This is a genomic window from Bacillus paralicheniformis, from assembly GCF_001042485.2.
Classification (GTDB): Bacteria; Bacillota; Bacilli; order Bacillales; family Bacillaceae; genus Bacillus; species Bacillus paralicheniformis.
In genome coordinates this window covers 1-13,763 of sequence record NZ_LBMN02000016.1, presented here as the reverse complement: position 1 = coordinate 13,763, position 13,763 = coordinate 1, and the positions used below count along the sequence as shown (strand labels likewise).

The following is a 13,763-nucleotide window of genomic DNA, read 5'->3' as shown; positions in this document are numbered from 1 at the left end:
GTTTAGAAAGCATATGTGACTTAGCATTGAATCTTCACAACCCTATTGATATAATCTAAGCTAGCGCATATTGCGTTTCATAGTAGGAGTGATTAGTGTGACAGATAAAGAAAAACGATTACAAAGGCAGTCGAGAATCCGAAATTTCTCTATTATCGCCCATATCGACCACGGCAAGTCAACGCTTGCGGATCGAATCCTTGAAAAGACGGCGGCAATCACTCAAAGGGAAATGAAAGAACAGCTCCTCGACTCGATGGATTTGGAACGTGAAAGAGGAATCACCATTAAACTGAACTCCGTACAGCTCAAATATCAGGCAAAGGACGGAGAGGAATATATTTTTCATCTGATCGATACCCCGGGACACGTCGATTTTACGTATGAGGTTTCGAGAAGCCTTGCCGCATGCGAAGGCGCGATTCTCGTCGTCGACGCCGCACAGGGAATCGAGGCGCAAACGCTGGCAAACGTTTACCTTGCGCTTGACAACGACCTTGAAATCCTGCCGGTCATTAATAAAATCGACCTTCCGAGCGCAGAACCCGAACGCGTCCGCCAGGAAGTCGAGGATGTCATCGGTCTTGACGCTTCAGAAGCCGTCCTTGCTTCAGCAAAAGCAGGCATCGGAATTGAAGAAATATTGGAGCAGATCGTTGAAAAGGTTCCCGCACCAAGCGGAGATCCGGAAGCGCCGCTTCAAGCGTTGATCTTTGACTCTCTGTATGATGCATACCGCGGGGTCGTCGCCTATATCAGAGTCGTCCAAGGTACCGTAAAAGCCGGTCAAAAAATCAAGATGATGGCGACCGGAAAAGAATTTGAAGTCACTGAAGTCGGCGTTTTCACACCGAAGGCCGTCCCGGTTGACGAACTGACTGTCGGCGACGTCGGATTCCTGACGGCCGCAATCAAAAACGTCGGAGACACCCGTGTAGGGGATACGATTACAAGTGCGGAAAACCCAGCGCCCGAAGCCCTGCCAGGCTACAGAAAACTGAATCCGATGGTCTATTGCGGTCTGTATCCGATTGATACAGCGAAATACAACGACTTGCGGGAAGCGCTTGAAAAACTTGAGCTAAACGATTCAGCCCTTCAGTATGAGGCGGAAACGTCCCAGGCTCTCGGATTCGGCTTCCGCTGCGGTTTCCTAGGGATGCTCCACATGGAAATTATTCAGGAGCGGATTGAACGTGAATTCAACATCGATTTGATTACGACGGCTCCGAGTGTTATCTATGACGTGTACATGACAGACGGAGAAAAAATCGTTGTCGATAACCCGTCAAATATGCCTGATCCGCAGAAGATCGACCGGGTGGAAGAACCGTTCGTCAAAGCGACGATGATGGTGCCGAACGACTTTGTCGGAGCGGTCATGGAACTGTGCCAGGGCAAGCGCGGCCAGTTTATCGATATGCAGTACCTTGATGCGAACCGCGTCAGCATTGTCTACGAAATTCCGCTTGCGGAAATCGTCTACGAGTTTTTCGATCAGCTTAAATCAAATACGAAAGGCTATGCGTCATTTGATTACGAACTCATCGGATATAAACCGTCCAAGCTCGTGAAAATGGATATTATGCTGAACGGCGAAAAAATCGATGCCCTTTCCTTTATCGTTCACCGCGATTATGCGTATGAACGGGGAAAAGTTATTGTCGAAAAGCTGAAGGAACTCATTCCGCGCCAGCAGTTTGAAGTGCCTGTCCAGGCAGCCATCGGCACAAAAATTGTCGCCCGTTCAACCATCAAAGCCATGCGCAAAAACGTTTTGGCGAAGTGCTACGGCGGGGATATTTCCAGAAAACGCAAACTGCTCGAAAAGCAAAAGGAAGGAAAGCGAAGAATGAAACAGGTCGGCTCTGTCGAAGTTCCGCAGGAAGCCTTTATGGCAGTCCTGAAAATGGACGACAGCAGCCCGAAATCATAATCATGAGCTGCCGCAGCGTAACACACTGCGGCTTCTTCCTGTAAAAGAAGGTGAAAACAATGAAAGCAGCATATATCCATATTCCGTTTTGCGAGCACATTTGCCATTATTGCGACTTCAACAAGTTTTTTATTCAATCTCAGCCTGTTGATGAATATTTGCGTTCTTTAGAGAAGGAAATGGCCAATTCAATGGAAGCGGCCGGACATCCGGAGCTGAAAACGATCTTTATCGGGGGAGGAACGCCGACATCGCTGTCGGAAGCGCAGCTTGAGCGGCTTCTTGATTCCATTCATCGCGTTTTGAAACCGTCCGAAAGCCTTGCCGAATTTGCAGTGGAAGCCAATCCCGACGATTTATCGGCTGAAAAGCTGGAGGTTTTAAAAGCCGCCGGTGTAGACAGGCTGAGCTTTGGCGTACAGACGTTTGAAGACGAGCTGCTAAAAAAAATCGGCAGAGTCCACGAGCAAAAAGACGTACTCGTTTCCTTTGAAAGAGCGCGAAACGCGGGGTTCGATAATATCAGCCTTGACCTGATGTTCGGTCTGCCAGGACAAACCATCGGCCACTTCGCTTCATCGCTCGATACGGCGCTTGCCCTCGGGGCTGAACATTATTCGGTCTATTCGCTGATCGTCGAGCCGAAAACCGTTTTTTATAACTTGATGAAAAAGGGTCGGCTTCACCTGCCTCCGCAGGATCAGGAAGCAGAAATGTACGAACTTGTGATGCGGAAAATGGAAGAAGCGGGCATCGGCCAATACGAAATCAGCAACTACGCCAAAAAAGGATATGAGAGCAAACATAACCTCACATATTGGAACAATGAGGAGTATTTCGGTTTGGGCGCGGGCGCGCACGGCTATATCAATGGTGAAAGAACGGTAAATGCCGGCCCTGTTAAACATTATATCGACCTGATTGAGCAGTCAGGTTTTCCTTATAAAGAAAAACACAGGGTTACAAAAAATGAACAGATTGAAGAAGAAATGTTTCTCGGTCTTCGAAAAACCGCGGGAGTAGACAAAGAACACTTTTTCCAAAAATACGGAAGAACTGTTGACGATCTCTTCCCGAAAGTGCTCCGTTCGCTGGAAGAAACAGGGCTGATTGTGAACACGAGCAACAACGTATTTTTAACACATAATGGAAAACTGTTAGGGAATGAAGTGTTTCAAGCATTCCTGGGTGAGTTATAATTGACATTTTGATTTTGGTTTGGTAATTTTGATATACAATTAGCACTCAGTTGTGTCGAGTGCTAACAGGGGTGATATGGATGTTAACAAATCGTCAGCTGTTAATCTTGCAGGTTATCGTCAACGATTTCATTCGTTCAGCTCAGCCGGTAGGATCAAGAACGCTTTCCAAAAAGGAAGATATCACATTCAGCTCAGCAACGATCAGAAACGAAATGGCTGACTTGGAAGAGCTCGGTTTTATTGAAAAAACCCACTCATCTTCAGGCCGGATTCCTTCTGAAAAAGGCTATCGCTATTATGTCGATCATCTGCTTTCACCCGGAAAGCTGTCAAAAACGGACTTGAACATTATTCATTCGGTTTTCAAAGAAAAAATCTTTGAACTCGAAAAAGCGGTGCAGAAGTCGGCTCAAGTACTGTCTGATCTGACAAATTATACATCGATTGTCCTCGGTCCGAGACTGAGCGAAAATCATCTCAAACAGATCCAGATTGTGCCGATTCAGCCTAAGAAGGCCGTTGCCATTCTAGTAACGAATACCGGCCATGTCGAGAATAAAACGATCAACTTTCCGGCGGAGGTCAATCTTTCCGATCTCGAAAAGCTGGTGAATATATTAAATGAACGCCTTAGAGGCGTGCCGATCTCAGAGCTGAAAGACAGGATTTTCAAAGAGGTCGTCATCTTCTTAAAGTCGCATATCCAAAATTACGATACGATTTTACACGGGCTCGGCGCAACGCTGGATTCATCTGTTCAAACCGACCGGCTGTTTTTCGGCGGCAAGATTAATATGCTGAATCAGCCCGAATTTCACGATATTGACAGAGTGAAATCGCTATTGTCGCTCATTGAGAAAGAACAGGAGCTTCTCCGGCTCTTTCAGTCGACTGAGTCCGGAATTACCATTAAAATCGGCAAGGAAAACGACTATGAAGAAATGGAAAACTGCAGCCTGATTACCGCGACATACACGGTCGGTTCAAAACAGATCGGCTCCATCGCGGTCATCGGGCCGACGCGCATGGACTACTCCCGCGTCGTCGGTTTGCTTCAGCACGTATCATCTGACTTGTCAAAAGCGTTGACAAGTTTGTATGATGGGTAAGGCAGTATCTGAAAACAAAACAGAAGGGAGAAATCCCTTCTTTATCATGAAACTCATCCTTTAAGGGAGGTGAACACAGATGGCAGAAGAAAAACAAACTGAAGAGCTAAACGAACAAGAGGAACTGAACGAGACAGAAGCGGAGACAGCTGAAGCCGAACAAACGGCTGCTGAAGCTGATGCCCCGGCAGAAGACACGCAAACAGAAATGCTTGAAAAACAACTAAAAGAACTTCAAGAACGTCTTGAAGAAAAAGAAAATAAACTTTTACGTGTTCAGGCGGACTTTGAAAACTACAAACGACGCGCACGCCTTGACCTTGAGGCTGCTGAAAAGTACCGTTCCCAGCGCATCATCAGCGATTTGCTGCCGGCGCTTGACAACTTTGAACGTGCGCTACAGATCGATCCTGACAACGAGCAGACGAAAAGCCTGCTTCAAGGGATGGAAATGGTGCACCGTCAAATTTTGGAGGCTCTTAAAAATGAAGGAGTTGAACAGATTCCTTCAGTCGGAGAGCAATTTGACCCGAACATGCACCAGGCTGTTATGCAGGTCGAGGATGAAGCGTACGAATCAAACGCAGTCGTTGAGGAACTGCAAAAAGGCTATAAACTTAAGGACCGGGTGATCCGTCCTTCTATGGTAAAAGTCAACCAATAACTACATAGCAGGAGGTAAAAATCATGAGCAAAGTAATCGGAATCGACTTGGGAACAACGAACTCATGCGTTGCAGTGCTTGAAGGCGGAGAGCCGAAAGTCATCCCAAATCCAGAAGGAGCCCGCACGACTCCTTCGGTTGTTGCATTTAAAAACGGAGAGCGCCAGGTGGGTGAAGTGGCGAAACGCCAGTCCATCACGAATCCGAACACGATCATGTCGGTCAAGCGCCACATGGGCACGGACTATACAGTTGAAATCGAAGGCAAAAAGTACACGCCGCAAGAAGTGTCTGCCATCATCCTTCAGCATTTGAAATCATATGCTGAAAGCTATTTAGGCGAAACTGTATCTAAAGCCGTAATCACAGTTCCTGCATACTTCAATGATGCAGAACGTCAAGCGACAAAGGATGCCGGTAAAATCGCCGGACTTGAAGTTGAGCGGATCATCAACGAGCCGACTGCAGCTGCGCTTGCATACGGTCTGGATAAGACGGAAGAAGATCAGACGATCCTCGTCTACGACCTTGGCGGCGGTACATTCGACGTTTCCATCCTTGAATTGGGAGACGGCGTATTCGAAGTTCGTTCTACAGCGGGTGACAACCGCCTTGGAGGAGACGACTTTGACCAAGTGATCATCGATCATCTCGTCTCAGAATTCAAGAAAGAAAACGGCATTGATCTTTCTAAAGATAAAATGGCGCTTCAGCGCTTGAAAGATGCGGCTGAGAAAGCGAAAAAAGACCTTTCCGGCGTATCTTCTACGCAAATTTCGCTGCCGTTTATCACAGCCGGTGACGCAGGTCCGCTGCACCTTGAATTGACACTGACCCGCGCGAAGTTTGAAGAGCTGTCTTCACACTTGGTAGAGCGCACAATGGGTCCAGTCCGCCAGGCTCTTCAAGATGCGGGGCTTTCTGCAAGCGAAATCGACAAAGTAATTCTTGTCGGCGGATCAACACGTATTCCTGCCGTTCAGGAAGCGATCAAAAAAGAAACTGGAAAAGAAGCGCATAAAGGCGTCAACCCTGACGAAGTCGTAGCCCTTGGTGCAGCCATTCAAGGCGGCGTCATCACAGGCGATGTCAAAGATGTTGTCCTTCTGGACGTAACTCCGCTGTCACTTGGTATCGAAACAATGGGCGGCGTGTTCACGAAGCTGATTGACCGCAACACGACAATCCCGACAAGCAAGTCCCAAGTGTTCTCAACAGCGGCTGACAACCAAACAGCGGTTGACATCCACGTGCTCCAAGGTGAGCGCCCGATGGCTGCCGACAACAAAACGCTCGGACGCTTCCAGCTTACAGATATTCCGCCGGCTCCTCGCGGCGTACCGCAAATCGAAGTGTCATTTGACATCGATAAGAACGGTATCGTCAACGTCAGCGCGAAAGATCTGGGTACCGGCAAAGAGCAAAACATCACGATCAAATCTTCTTCAGGTCTTTCTGACGAGGAGATCGAACGCATGGTGAAAGAAGCTGAAGAAAACGCCGAAGCGGATGAGAAGAAAAAAGAAGAAATCGAGCTTCGCAACGAAGCGGATCAGCTTGTCTTCACAACTGAAAAAACGCTGAAAGATCTTGAAGGCAAAGCCGATGAAGCGCAAGTGAAAAAAGCGAATGATGCAAAAGACGCGTTAAAAGCTGCGATCGAGAAAAATGACCTTGATGAAATCAAGGCGAAAAAAGATGAGCTGCAAGCGATCGTCCAAGAGCTTTCAATGAAGCTTTACGAAGAAGCTGCAAAACAGGCTCAGGCTCAGCAAGACGGCGGCGCCGGCGCTAAAAAAGCCGACGACAATGTCGTTGACGCTGAATATGAAGAAGTAAACGACGACAAAGAACAAAAATAATTGAAATAAAATGTGCTGTGCTTACCCCGGTTTGCACAGCACATGACCTTACAGGCGATGAAAGTCAAAGTCAGGATCTCTTGACTTTGACTTTTTTCTTCCTAAAGGACAAAAGGAATTGAAAAAACATAATTTGAAATGATACAATCTAATTTATGTGAGAAAATCGGGAGTGTGAAGAGATGAGTAAGCGTGATTACTATGAGGTGCTTGGGGTAGGTAAGAGCGCTTCTAAAGATGAGATTAAAAAAGCTTACCGCAAGCTTTCTAAAAAATATCACCCGGACATCAACAAAGAAGCCGGAGCGGATGAAAAATTCAAAGAAGTCAAAGAAGCCTATGAAACACTTTCTGATGACCAAAAACGGGCCCATTACGACCAGTTTGGCCACACCGATCCAAATCAGGGATTCGGCGGCGGAGGTTTCGGCGGCTTTGGGTTTGACGATATTTTCTCAAGCATTTTCGGAGGCGGCGCAAGGCGGAGAGACCCGAATGCCCCGAGGCAGGGCGCCGATCTGCAGTATACGATGACACTGTCATTTGAAGAAGCGGCCTTCGGAAAAGAGACGACGATCGAAATTCCGCGTGAAGAAACATGTGAAACATGCAGCGGCTCAGGCGCGAAACCGGGAACAAAGCCGGAAACATGTTCACACTGCGGCGGCTCTGGCCAGCTGAACATGGAGCAGTCGACTCCGTTCGGAAAAGTTGTCAACAGAAGAGTATGTCATTACTGTAATGGAACGGGTAAGCAAATTAAGCACAAATGTTCAACTTGCGGCGGTACAGGAAAAGTGAAAAAACGCAAGAAAATCAATGTCACCATCCCGGCGGGTGTGGATGACGGCCAGCAGCTTCGAGTATCCGGACAGGGTGAACCGGGGATCAACGGCGGTCCGTCAGGTGACTTATTCGTCGTTTTCCGCGTCCAAGAACACGAATTTTTCGAGCGCGATGGCGACGATATTTACTGCGAAATGCCGCTGACATTTGCACAGGCTGCGCTCGGGGACGAAATCGAAGTGCCTACTCTTCACGGTAAAGTAAAATTAAAAGTGCCGGCGGGCACGCAGACAGGCACCAAGTTCCGTTTAAAAGGAAAAGGCGTTGCCAACGTACGCGGGTACGGTCAAGGCGATCAGCACATCGTCGTCCGCGTCGTGACACCGACGAATTTAACAGAAAACCAGAAAAATATTCTCCGCGAATTTGCAGAAGTGAGCGGAAATATGCCGGATGAACAGGAAATGAGTTTTTTCGATAAAGTAAAGCGCGCCTTTAAAGGCGATTAATGATTGGATGAGGAGTTGGTAGTATGAAATGGTCCGAAATCTGCATTCACACGACACATGAAGCGGTTGAGCCCATCTCGAATATTTTGCATGAAGCTGGTGCGAGTGGAGTCGTAATTGAAGATCCGCTTGATTTAATTAAAGAGCGTGAGAATGTATACGGAGAAATCTACCAGCTCGACCCCAATGATTACCCTGATGAAGGAGTCATCATTAAAGCGTATCTCCCGATCAACAGCTTTTTGGGAGAGACCGTAGAAGGAATCAAGGAAACCATTAATAATCTGCTGCTGTATGATATTGACCTCGGACGCAACAAAATCACCATCAGCGAGGTTAACGAAGAAGAATGGGCGACAGCATGGAAAAAATATTATCATCCCGTAAAAATTTCCGAGAAGTTTACGATTGTTCCGACATGGGAAGAGTACACACCGGTTCATACGGATGAGCTCATCATCGAGATGGACCCGGGAATGGCGTTCGGAACAGGCACACACCCGACAACCGTACTTTGCATACAGGCGCTCGAAAGGTATGTGAAAGAAGGGGATTCGGTCGTGGATGTCGGAACGGGAACAGGCATTTTGAGCATTGCATCAGCCATGCTTCGCGCCAAACAGGTTGAAGGATATGATCTCGATCCTGTAGCCGTGGAAAGCGCCCGCTTGAACTCCAAGCTCAATAAAGTCAGCGATCATATCGAGATCAAGCAAAATAATCTGCTCGACGGCGTCGAAGGGGAAAAAGACGTCATCGTCGCCAACATCCTGGCCGAGGTCATCTTGCGCTTTACGGATCAGGCATACAGCCTGTTGAAAGACGGCGGTTATTTCATTACTTCGGGAATCATTCAGCAGAAAAAACAGGAAGTCAAAGATGCACTGGTGAAAGAAGGCTTTACGATCGTCGAGGTTCTTTCAATGGAGGACTGGGTCAGCATCATCGCTGAAAAATAATCGTTAGTAGGTGTGACAAGCGTATGCAACGATATTTTATCGAACAATCAAAACAAGAGGTCACGGCCGCACCTGTGTTCTCGATCAAAGGCGAAGACGTTCATCACATTGCGACCGTGATGAGGATGTCTCCCGGAGACGAGGTCATTTGCTGTGCAAAAGACGGCCATGAAGCGAACTGCCGGATCGAGTCCGTCACAAAAGAAGAGGTTTTATTGAGCGTAATCGAATGGACGGGGAAAACACGCGAACTGCCCGTCCAGATCCATATTGCAAACGGCCTTCCAAAAGGAGATAAGCTGGAATGGATCATTCAAAAAGGGACAGAGCTCGGTGCAAGCTCGTTTATTCCTTTTCAGGCATCACGCTCCGTTGTTAAACTTGATGAAAAAAAGGCAAAGAAAAAGCGGGAAAGGTGGGCGAAAATCGCCAAGGAAGCCGCAGAACAGTCCCACAGAAACACGATTCCCGATGTGGCGCCGATTCACACGTTTCAACGTTTGCTTGAGAGCCTTGAGGACTTCGATAAATGTGTCGTTGCATACGAAGAGTCATCAAAGCAAGGCGAGACGAGCCGGTTTCAATCCGTGCTCAAAAGCCTGCCGGAAGGATCATCCGTGCTCATGGTGTTTGGTCCTGAAGGCGGATTTTCAGAAGATGAAATTGAGGCGCTTAAAGAAAAAGGAGCCCTCGCCTGCGGGCTCGGTCCGCGGATCTTAAGGGCGGAAACAGCTCCGCTGTACGCGTTGGCGGCAGTTTCTTATCATACAGAGTTACTAAGAGGTGAATAACAATGGCAACTGTTGCATTTCATACACTTGGCTGCAAGGTCAACCATTATGAAACAGAAGCAATTTGGCAGCTTTTCAAAGAAGCCGGCTACGAAAGAAAAGAATTCGAAAGTTCGGCGGACGTATACGTCATTAATACATGCACCGTCACAAATACAGGTGATAAAAAAAGCCGCCAGGTGATCAGACGGGCGATCCGCCAAAATCCTGACGCCGTCATTTGTGTGACAGGGTGCTACGCCCAGACTTCCCCGGCGGAAATCATGGCGATCCCGGGCGTTGATATCGTCGTCGGTACGCAGGACCGCGAAAAAATGCTCGGCTATATTCAGCAGTACCAGGAAGAAAGACAGCCGATTAACGGCGTCAGCAATATTATGAAAGCAAGAGTGTTTGAGGAGCTTGATGTTCCTGCATTTACCGACAGAACACGTGCTTCATTGAAAATTCAAGAAGGCTGCAACAATTTCTGCACATTCTGCATCATTCCGTGGGCGCGCGGCCTGCTTCGTTCCCGCGACCCTGAGGAAGTCATCCGCCAGGCGCAGCAACTCGTTGATGCCGGCTATAAAGAAATCGTTTTAACCGGTATTCACACCGGCGGTTATGGAGAAGATATGAAAGACTACAACTTTGCACAGCTGTTGAAAGAACTGGACAGCCGTGTGAAAGGTCTGAAACGAATCCGCATCTCTTCAATCGAAGCGAGCCAAATTACAGACGAAGTGATCGAAGTGCTTGACCGCTCAGACAAGATCGTCAGACACCTTCACATTCCGCTTCAATCCGGCTCAAACAGCGTTTTAAAACGGATGAGAAGAAAGTATACGATGGAGTTTTTCGCTGACAGGCTGACGAAACTCAAAAAAGCTCTTCCGGGGCTCGCAGTCACTTCTGATGTGATCGTCGGCTTCCCGGGGGAAACGGAAGAAGAATTCATGGAGACGTACAACTTTATTAAAGAACACAAGTTTTCCGAGCTCCACGTCTTCCCGTACAGCAAACGGACCGGAACTCCAGCAGCACGCATGGACGGCCAGGTTGACGAGAACGTGAAAAACGAAAGAGTTCACAAACTGATCGCTCTTTCAGATCAGCTTGCGAAAGAATACGCATCAGATTATGAAGGCGATGTTCTGGAAATCATTCCGGAAGAGCCGTTCACGGAAACGGGCGAAGACAATCTGCTTGTCGGCTACACGGACAACTATATGAAGGTCGTTTTCGAAGGTTCCGAAGACCTGATTGGCCAGCTTGTTAAAGTGAAGATCTTAAAAGCCGGCTATCCGTACAATAAAGGCCAGTTCGTCCGCGTCGCCGAAGACGACGTCCATGAAAACATCCGCTTATCGTCATAAATGATCAATTTAGCCGGTTCACGAAAAAGGTGTTCCGGCTTTTTTTGCGAATATCATAAAAGACAACCACTTGAAAAGGAGTCGGGACGATGACAAAACAAATTGCGCGAATGATCGATCACACGCTATTGAAGCCTGATGCTGTCACATCCGAAATCGAAGCGCTTTGCAAAGAAGCACGTGTATACGGTTTTGCTTCCGTTTGCGTCAACCCTTGCTGGGTAAAGCTGTGCGCCGAGCTTCTTAAAGATTCAGAAGTGAAAGTGTGCACGGTTATCGGCTTTCCTTTAGGTGCGGCGTCTCCGGAAACAAAAGCCTTTGAAACCAAGCAGGCGATTGCAGACGGGGCCGGTGAAGTTGATATGGTGATCAACATCGGTGCATTAAAAGACTGCGATACCGGAACCGTGGAGCATGACATCAGAGCGGTGACAGACGCGGCAGACGGCAAAGCTCTCGTAAAAGTCATCATAGAGACGTCACTGTTGACGGATGAAGAAAAAAGGCACGCTTGTGAACTGGCCGTCAAAGCAGGCGCCGACTTTGTCAAAACATCGACCGGTTTTTCCGGCGGCGGTGCGACAGTTCAGGATATAAAACTGATGCGGGAAGCTGTCGGACCTGATATCGGCGTTAAAGCTTCAGGTGGCGTCCGCGATAAGGAAAGCGCCCTTGCCATGGTTGAAGCCGGAGCGACGAGAATCGGAGCAAGCGCGGGCGTGTCGATAGTCAAAGGCATAACAGCGGATGAAGACTACTAATCCAACAAAAACCAGGCGTTTACCGGGCCTGGTTTTTGTTTGGAATGAGAAACATGATCAGCGAATGAAACAGATTTGAGAGCGGCAGAAACAATAGGGACGTGACGACGTTGAAGAGCAGGCTGAAATGGGCAATCTGCTGAGCGGGGCTTTCAGACAGTCCGGAGATAAAGCCTGTTATTGATGAGAGCAGGGGGTATACAGCTGCTACACCGATGACATTAAACAGAACATGGGCATAAGCCGTTTGCCTGGCTGCAGCTCCGCCTTTGAAGGACGCCATCACGGCTGTGATGCATGTCCCGATATTGGAGCCGAGAACAACGCTCATCGCTTCGGTCAAACCGACGACACCTTGATCCATAAAGCTCATCAGGATGCCGACACACGCCGAACTGGAATGAATCATCGCGGTCAACACCGTGCCGATGATTAAGGCGTAAAGCGGTGAATTTTCAGCAAGCTGCACAATATAAGCGCCTGAGTCTAGCTGTGACAACGGCACGGCAAGCCGGCTGAAGCCGCTGATACAGAAAAAAATAACACCCAAGCCGATCATGCTTACCCCCACTTGCCGAAAAGGGGATTTTCCGGCCATGAAAAGAACCGCACCTGCGGCAAAGAGGGCAAAAATCAAAAATTCCAGCTTCACCGCCAAAAATTCCGTTGTGAAGGTGGACCCGATGTTTGTTCCCAAAATGAGCGGAATCGAACGTTTAAATGAAAGGGCGCCTACCGAGACAAAGCCAATGACGATCACCATAAATGCCGAGCTGCTTTGCAAAACCCCCGTAAATACAATGCTGACCAAAAAGGCTTTCACCGGATGATCCGTGAAAAACAGCAGCCGCTTTTCGATTTTTTCAAATGTCAGTGAAATCAAACCTTTTCTCAGCATGCTCATGCCTTTGAGAAAAAGAACGATCAATAATATGAATAAGATCAAGATTATCATCAGTTTTTCGAACAGCCTCCTTTATAAATATATACAGACAAGCTGCCGAAATCATGACTGAACAATAAAACGATTCTCCTTGGTTGACCTTACCGGAGGCTTATATTATAATGTCAAAGTACATGTTTATATGTATGTCTTTTTTTAAAGCAGTCGATTGGTGTATTCGGAGGGAGGGAAAGAGAATGTCAAAAACGGTCGTTAGAAAAAACGAATCGCTTGAAGATGCTCTTCGTCGCTTCAAACGCAGTGTATCAAAGACAGGTACTTTGCAGGAAGCAAGAAAGCGTGAATTTTATGAAAAACCTAGCGTAAGACGCAAGAAAAAGTCTGAAGCTGCAAGAAAGCGCAAATACTAAAAGAGGGTGGATTTATGAGTCTTCTTGAGCGGCTTAATCAAGATATGAAGCTCTATATGAAAAACCGTGAGAAAGACAAACTGACTGTCATTCGCATGGTCAAAGCTTCGCTTCAAAACGAAGCAATCAAGCTTAAGAAAGACAGGCTGACCGATGATGAAGAACTGACTGTTCTTTCTCGTGAATTAAAACAGCGTAAAGACTCCCTCCATGAATTTTCAAACGCTAATCGTTCAGATTTAGTAGATAAAGTTCAAAAAGAGTTAGACATTCTGGAAGCTTATATGCCTGAACAGCTGACGGAAGAAGAGCTGCTCGGCATCGTCAATGAGACGATCGCCGAAGTCGGCGCCTCTTCAAAAGCGGATATGGGCAAAGTGATGAGCGCTATCATGCCGAAAGTCAAAGGCAAGGCGGACGGCGGTCTCGTCAATAAGCTTGTCAGCAAACAACTGTCTTAAGAAAAAGACGCCTTTAAGCAATTAAAGGCGTCTCAGCTTGTCGACAAAGCC

General features: G+C 47.6%; 13 protein-coding genes. 12 read left to right on the top strand and 1 reads right to left on the bottom strand.

What is annotated here, in order from left to right; all coding sequences use genetic code 11:
- Positions 1–97 precede the first annotated feature (97 nt).
- The 10 genes from lepA to deoC all read left to right on the top strand — a co-directional run bounded on the left by lepA (position 98) and on the right by deoC (position 11,937).
- Positions 98–1,936, top strand: a complete 1,839-nt coding sequence (gene lepA / locus ACH97_RS12170; RefSeq protein WP_020452263.1) for a translation elongation factor 4 — start codon at positions 98–100, stop codon at positions 1,934–1,936.
- Positions 1,937–1,995: 59 nt separating this feature from the next.
- A complete protein-coding gene (gene hemW, locus ACH97_RS12165; RefSeq protein ID WP_025811134.1) occupies positions 1,996–3,135 on the top strand; it encodes a radical SAM family heme chaperone HemW in 1,140 nt (379 codons plus the stop codon).
- 80 nt (positions 3,136–3,215) lie between these two features.
- Complete coding sequence (hrcA, locus tag ACH97_RS12160; RefSeq protein WP_020452261.1) at positions 3,216–4,247, top strand: heat-inducible transcriptional repressor HrcA; 1,032 nt, start codon at positions 3,216–3,218, stop codon at positions 4,245–4,247.
- A gap of 79 nt (positions 4,248–4,326) precedes the next feature.
- Entirely contained in the window at positions 4,327–4,911 is a 585-nt protein-coding gene (gene grpE / locus ACH97_RS12155) for a nucleotide exchange factor GrpE (RefSeq protein ID WP_020452260.1), read from the top strand.
- A 23-nt stretch (positions 4,912–4,934) separates the two neighbouring features.
- The gene (gene dnaK / locus ACH97_RS12150; RefSeq protein WP_020452259.1) at positions 4,935–6,773 is read left to right on the top strand and encodes a molecular chaperone DnaK; all 1,839 of its coding nucleotides are present in this window, start codon (positions 4,935–4,937) and stop codon (positions 6,771–6,773) included.
- A 182-nt stretch (positions 6,774–6,955) separates the two neighbouring features.
- Positions 6,956–8,068, top strand: a complete 1,113-nt coding sequence (dnaJ, locus tag ACH97_RS12145; protein WP_048350751.1) for a molecular chaperone DnaJ — start codon at positions 6,956–6,958, stop codon at positions 8,066–8,068.
- A 23-nt stretch (positions 8,069–8,091) separates the two neighbouring features.
- Positions 8,092–9,027 carry a 50S ribosomal protein L11 methyltransferase gene (gene prmA, locus ACH97_RS12140; protein ID WP_020452257.1) on the top strand — a complete coding sequence of 312 codons (936 nt, stop codon included), beginning with the start codon at positions 8,092–8,094 and terminating at the stop codon, positions 9,025–9,027.
- Between the two features lie 23 nt (positions 9,028–9,050).
- Entirely contained in the window at positions 9,051–9,818 is a 768-nt protein-coding gene (locus ACH97_RS12135; protein ID WP_048350752.1) for a 16S rRNA (uracil(1498)-N(3))-methyltransferase, read from the top strand.
- A 2-nt stretch (positions 9,819–9,820) separates the two neighbouring features.
- Positions 9,821–11,176: a tRNA (N(6)-L-threonylcarbamoyladenosine(37)-C(2))-methylthiotransferase MtaB gene (mtaB, locus tag ACH97_RS12130; RefSeq protein WP_026579280.1), complete on the top strand. Its 1,356-nt coding sequence runs from the start codon at positions 9,821–9,823 to the stop codon at positions 11,174–11,176.
- Between the two features lie 89 nt (positions 11,177–11,265).
- On the top strand, positions 11,266–11,937 hold the full coding sequence (deoC, locus tag ACH97_RS12125; protein WP_048350753.1) for a deoxyribose-phosphate aldolase: 672 nt from the start codon (positions 11,266–11,268) through the stop codon (positions 11,935–11,937).
- A gap of 19 nt (positions 11,938–11,956) precedes the next feature.
- On the opposite strand, the gene ACH97_RS12120 is transcribed toward deoC, so the two are convergent.
- On the bottom strand, positions 11,957–12,892 hold the full coding sequence (locus tag ACH97_RS12120; RefSeq protein ID WP_020452253.1) for a Na/Pi symporter: 936 nt from the start codon (positions 12,890–12,892) through the stop codon (positions 11,957–11,959).
- 185 nt (positions 12,893–13,077) lie between these two features.
- On the opposite strand from ACH97_RS12120, the gene rpsU reads away from it, so the two are divergent.
- Positions 13,078–13,251, top strand: a complete 174-nt coding sequence (gene rpsU, locus ACH97_RS12115) for a 30S ribosomal protein S21 (protein ID WP_003183654.1) — start codon at positions 13,078–13,080, stop codon at positions 13,249–13,251.
- Between the two features lie 14 nt (positions 13,252–13,265).
- Complete coding sequence (locus tag ACH97_RS12110; RefSeq protein WP_023855244.1) at positions 13,266–13,712, top strand: GatB/YqeY domain-containing protein; 447 nt, start codon at positions 13,266–13,268, stop codon at positions 13,710–13,712.
- Positions 13,713–13,763: the final 51 nt, after the last annotated feature.

What these genes read in the sequence shown, in the direction of transcription:
- hrcA (WP_020452261.1), top strand. Translation starts at nt 3,216, where the DNA reads ATGTTAACAAATCGTCAGCTGTTAATCTTGCAGGTTATCGTCAACGAT.
- ACH97_RS12135 (WP_048350752.1), top strand. Translation starts at nt 9,051, where the DNA reads ATGCAACGATATTTTATCGAACAATCAAAACAAGAGGTCACGGCCGCA.
- rpsU (WP_003183654.1), top strand. Translation starts at nt 13,078, where the DNA reads ATGTCAAAAACGGTCGTTAGAAAAAACGAATCGCTTGAAGATGCTCTT.
- hemW (WP_025811134.1), top strand. Translation starts at nt 1,996, where the DNA reads ATGAAAGCAGCATATATCCATATTCCGTTTTGCGAGCACATTTGCCAT.
- ACH97_RS12110 (WP_023855244.1), top strand. Translation starts at nt 13,266, where the DNA reads ATGAGTCTTCTTGAGCGGCTTAATCAAGATATGAAGCTCTATATGAAA.
- ACH97_RS12120 (WP_020452253.1), bottom strand. Translation starts at nt 12,892, where the DNA reads ATGATAATCTTGATCTTATTCATATTATTGATCGTTCTTTTTCTCAAA.
- prmA (WP_020452257.1), top strand. Translation starts at nt 8,092, where the DNA reads ATGAAATGGTCCGAAATCTGCATTCACACGACACATGAAGCGGTTGAG.
- dnaK (WP_020452259.1), top strand. Translation starts at nt 4,935, where the DNA reads ATGAGCAAAGTAATCGGAATCGACTTGGGAACAACGAACTCATGCGTT.
- mtaB (WP_026579280.1), top strand. Translation starts at nt 9,821, where the DNA reads ATGGCAACTGTTGCATTTCATACACTTGGCTGCAAGGTCAACCATTAT.
- grpE (WP_020452260.1), top strand. Translation starts at nt 4,327, where the DNA reads ATGGCAGAAGAAAAACAAACTGAAGAGCTAAACGAACAAGAGGAACTG.
- dnaJ (WP_048350751.1), top strand. Translation starts at nt 6,956, where the DNA reads ATGAGTAAGCGTGATTACTATGAGGTGCTTGGGGTAGGTAAGAGCGCT.
- deoC (WP_048350753.1), top strand. Translation starts at nt 11,266, where the DNA reads ATGACAAAACAAATTGCGCGAATGATCGATCACACGCTATTGAAGCCT.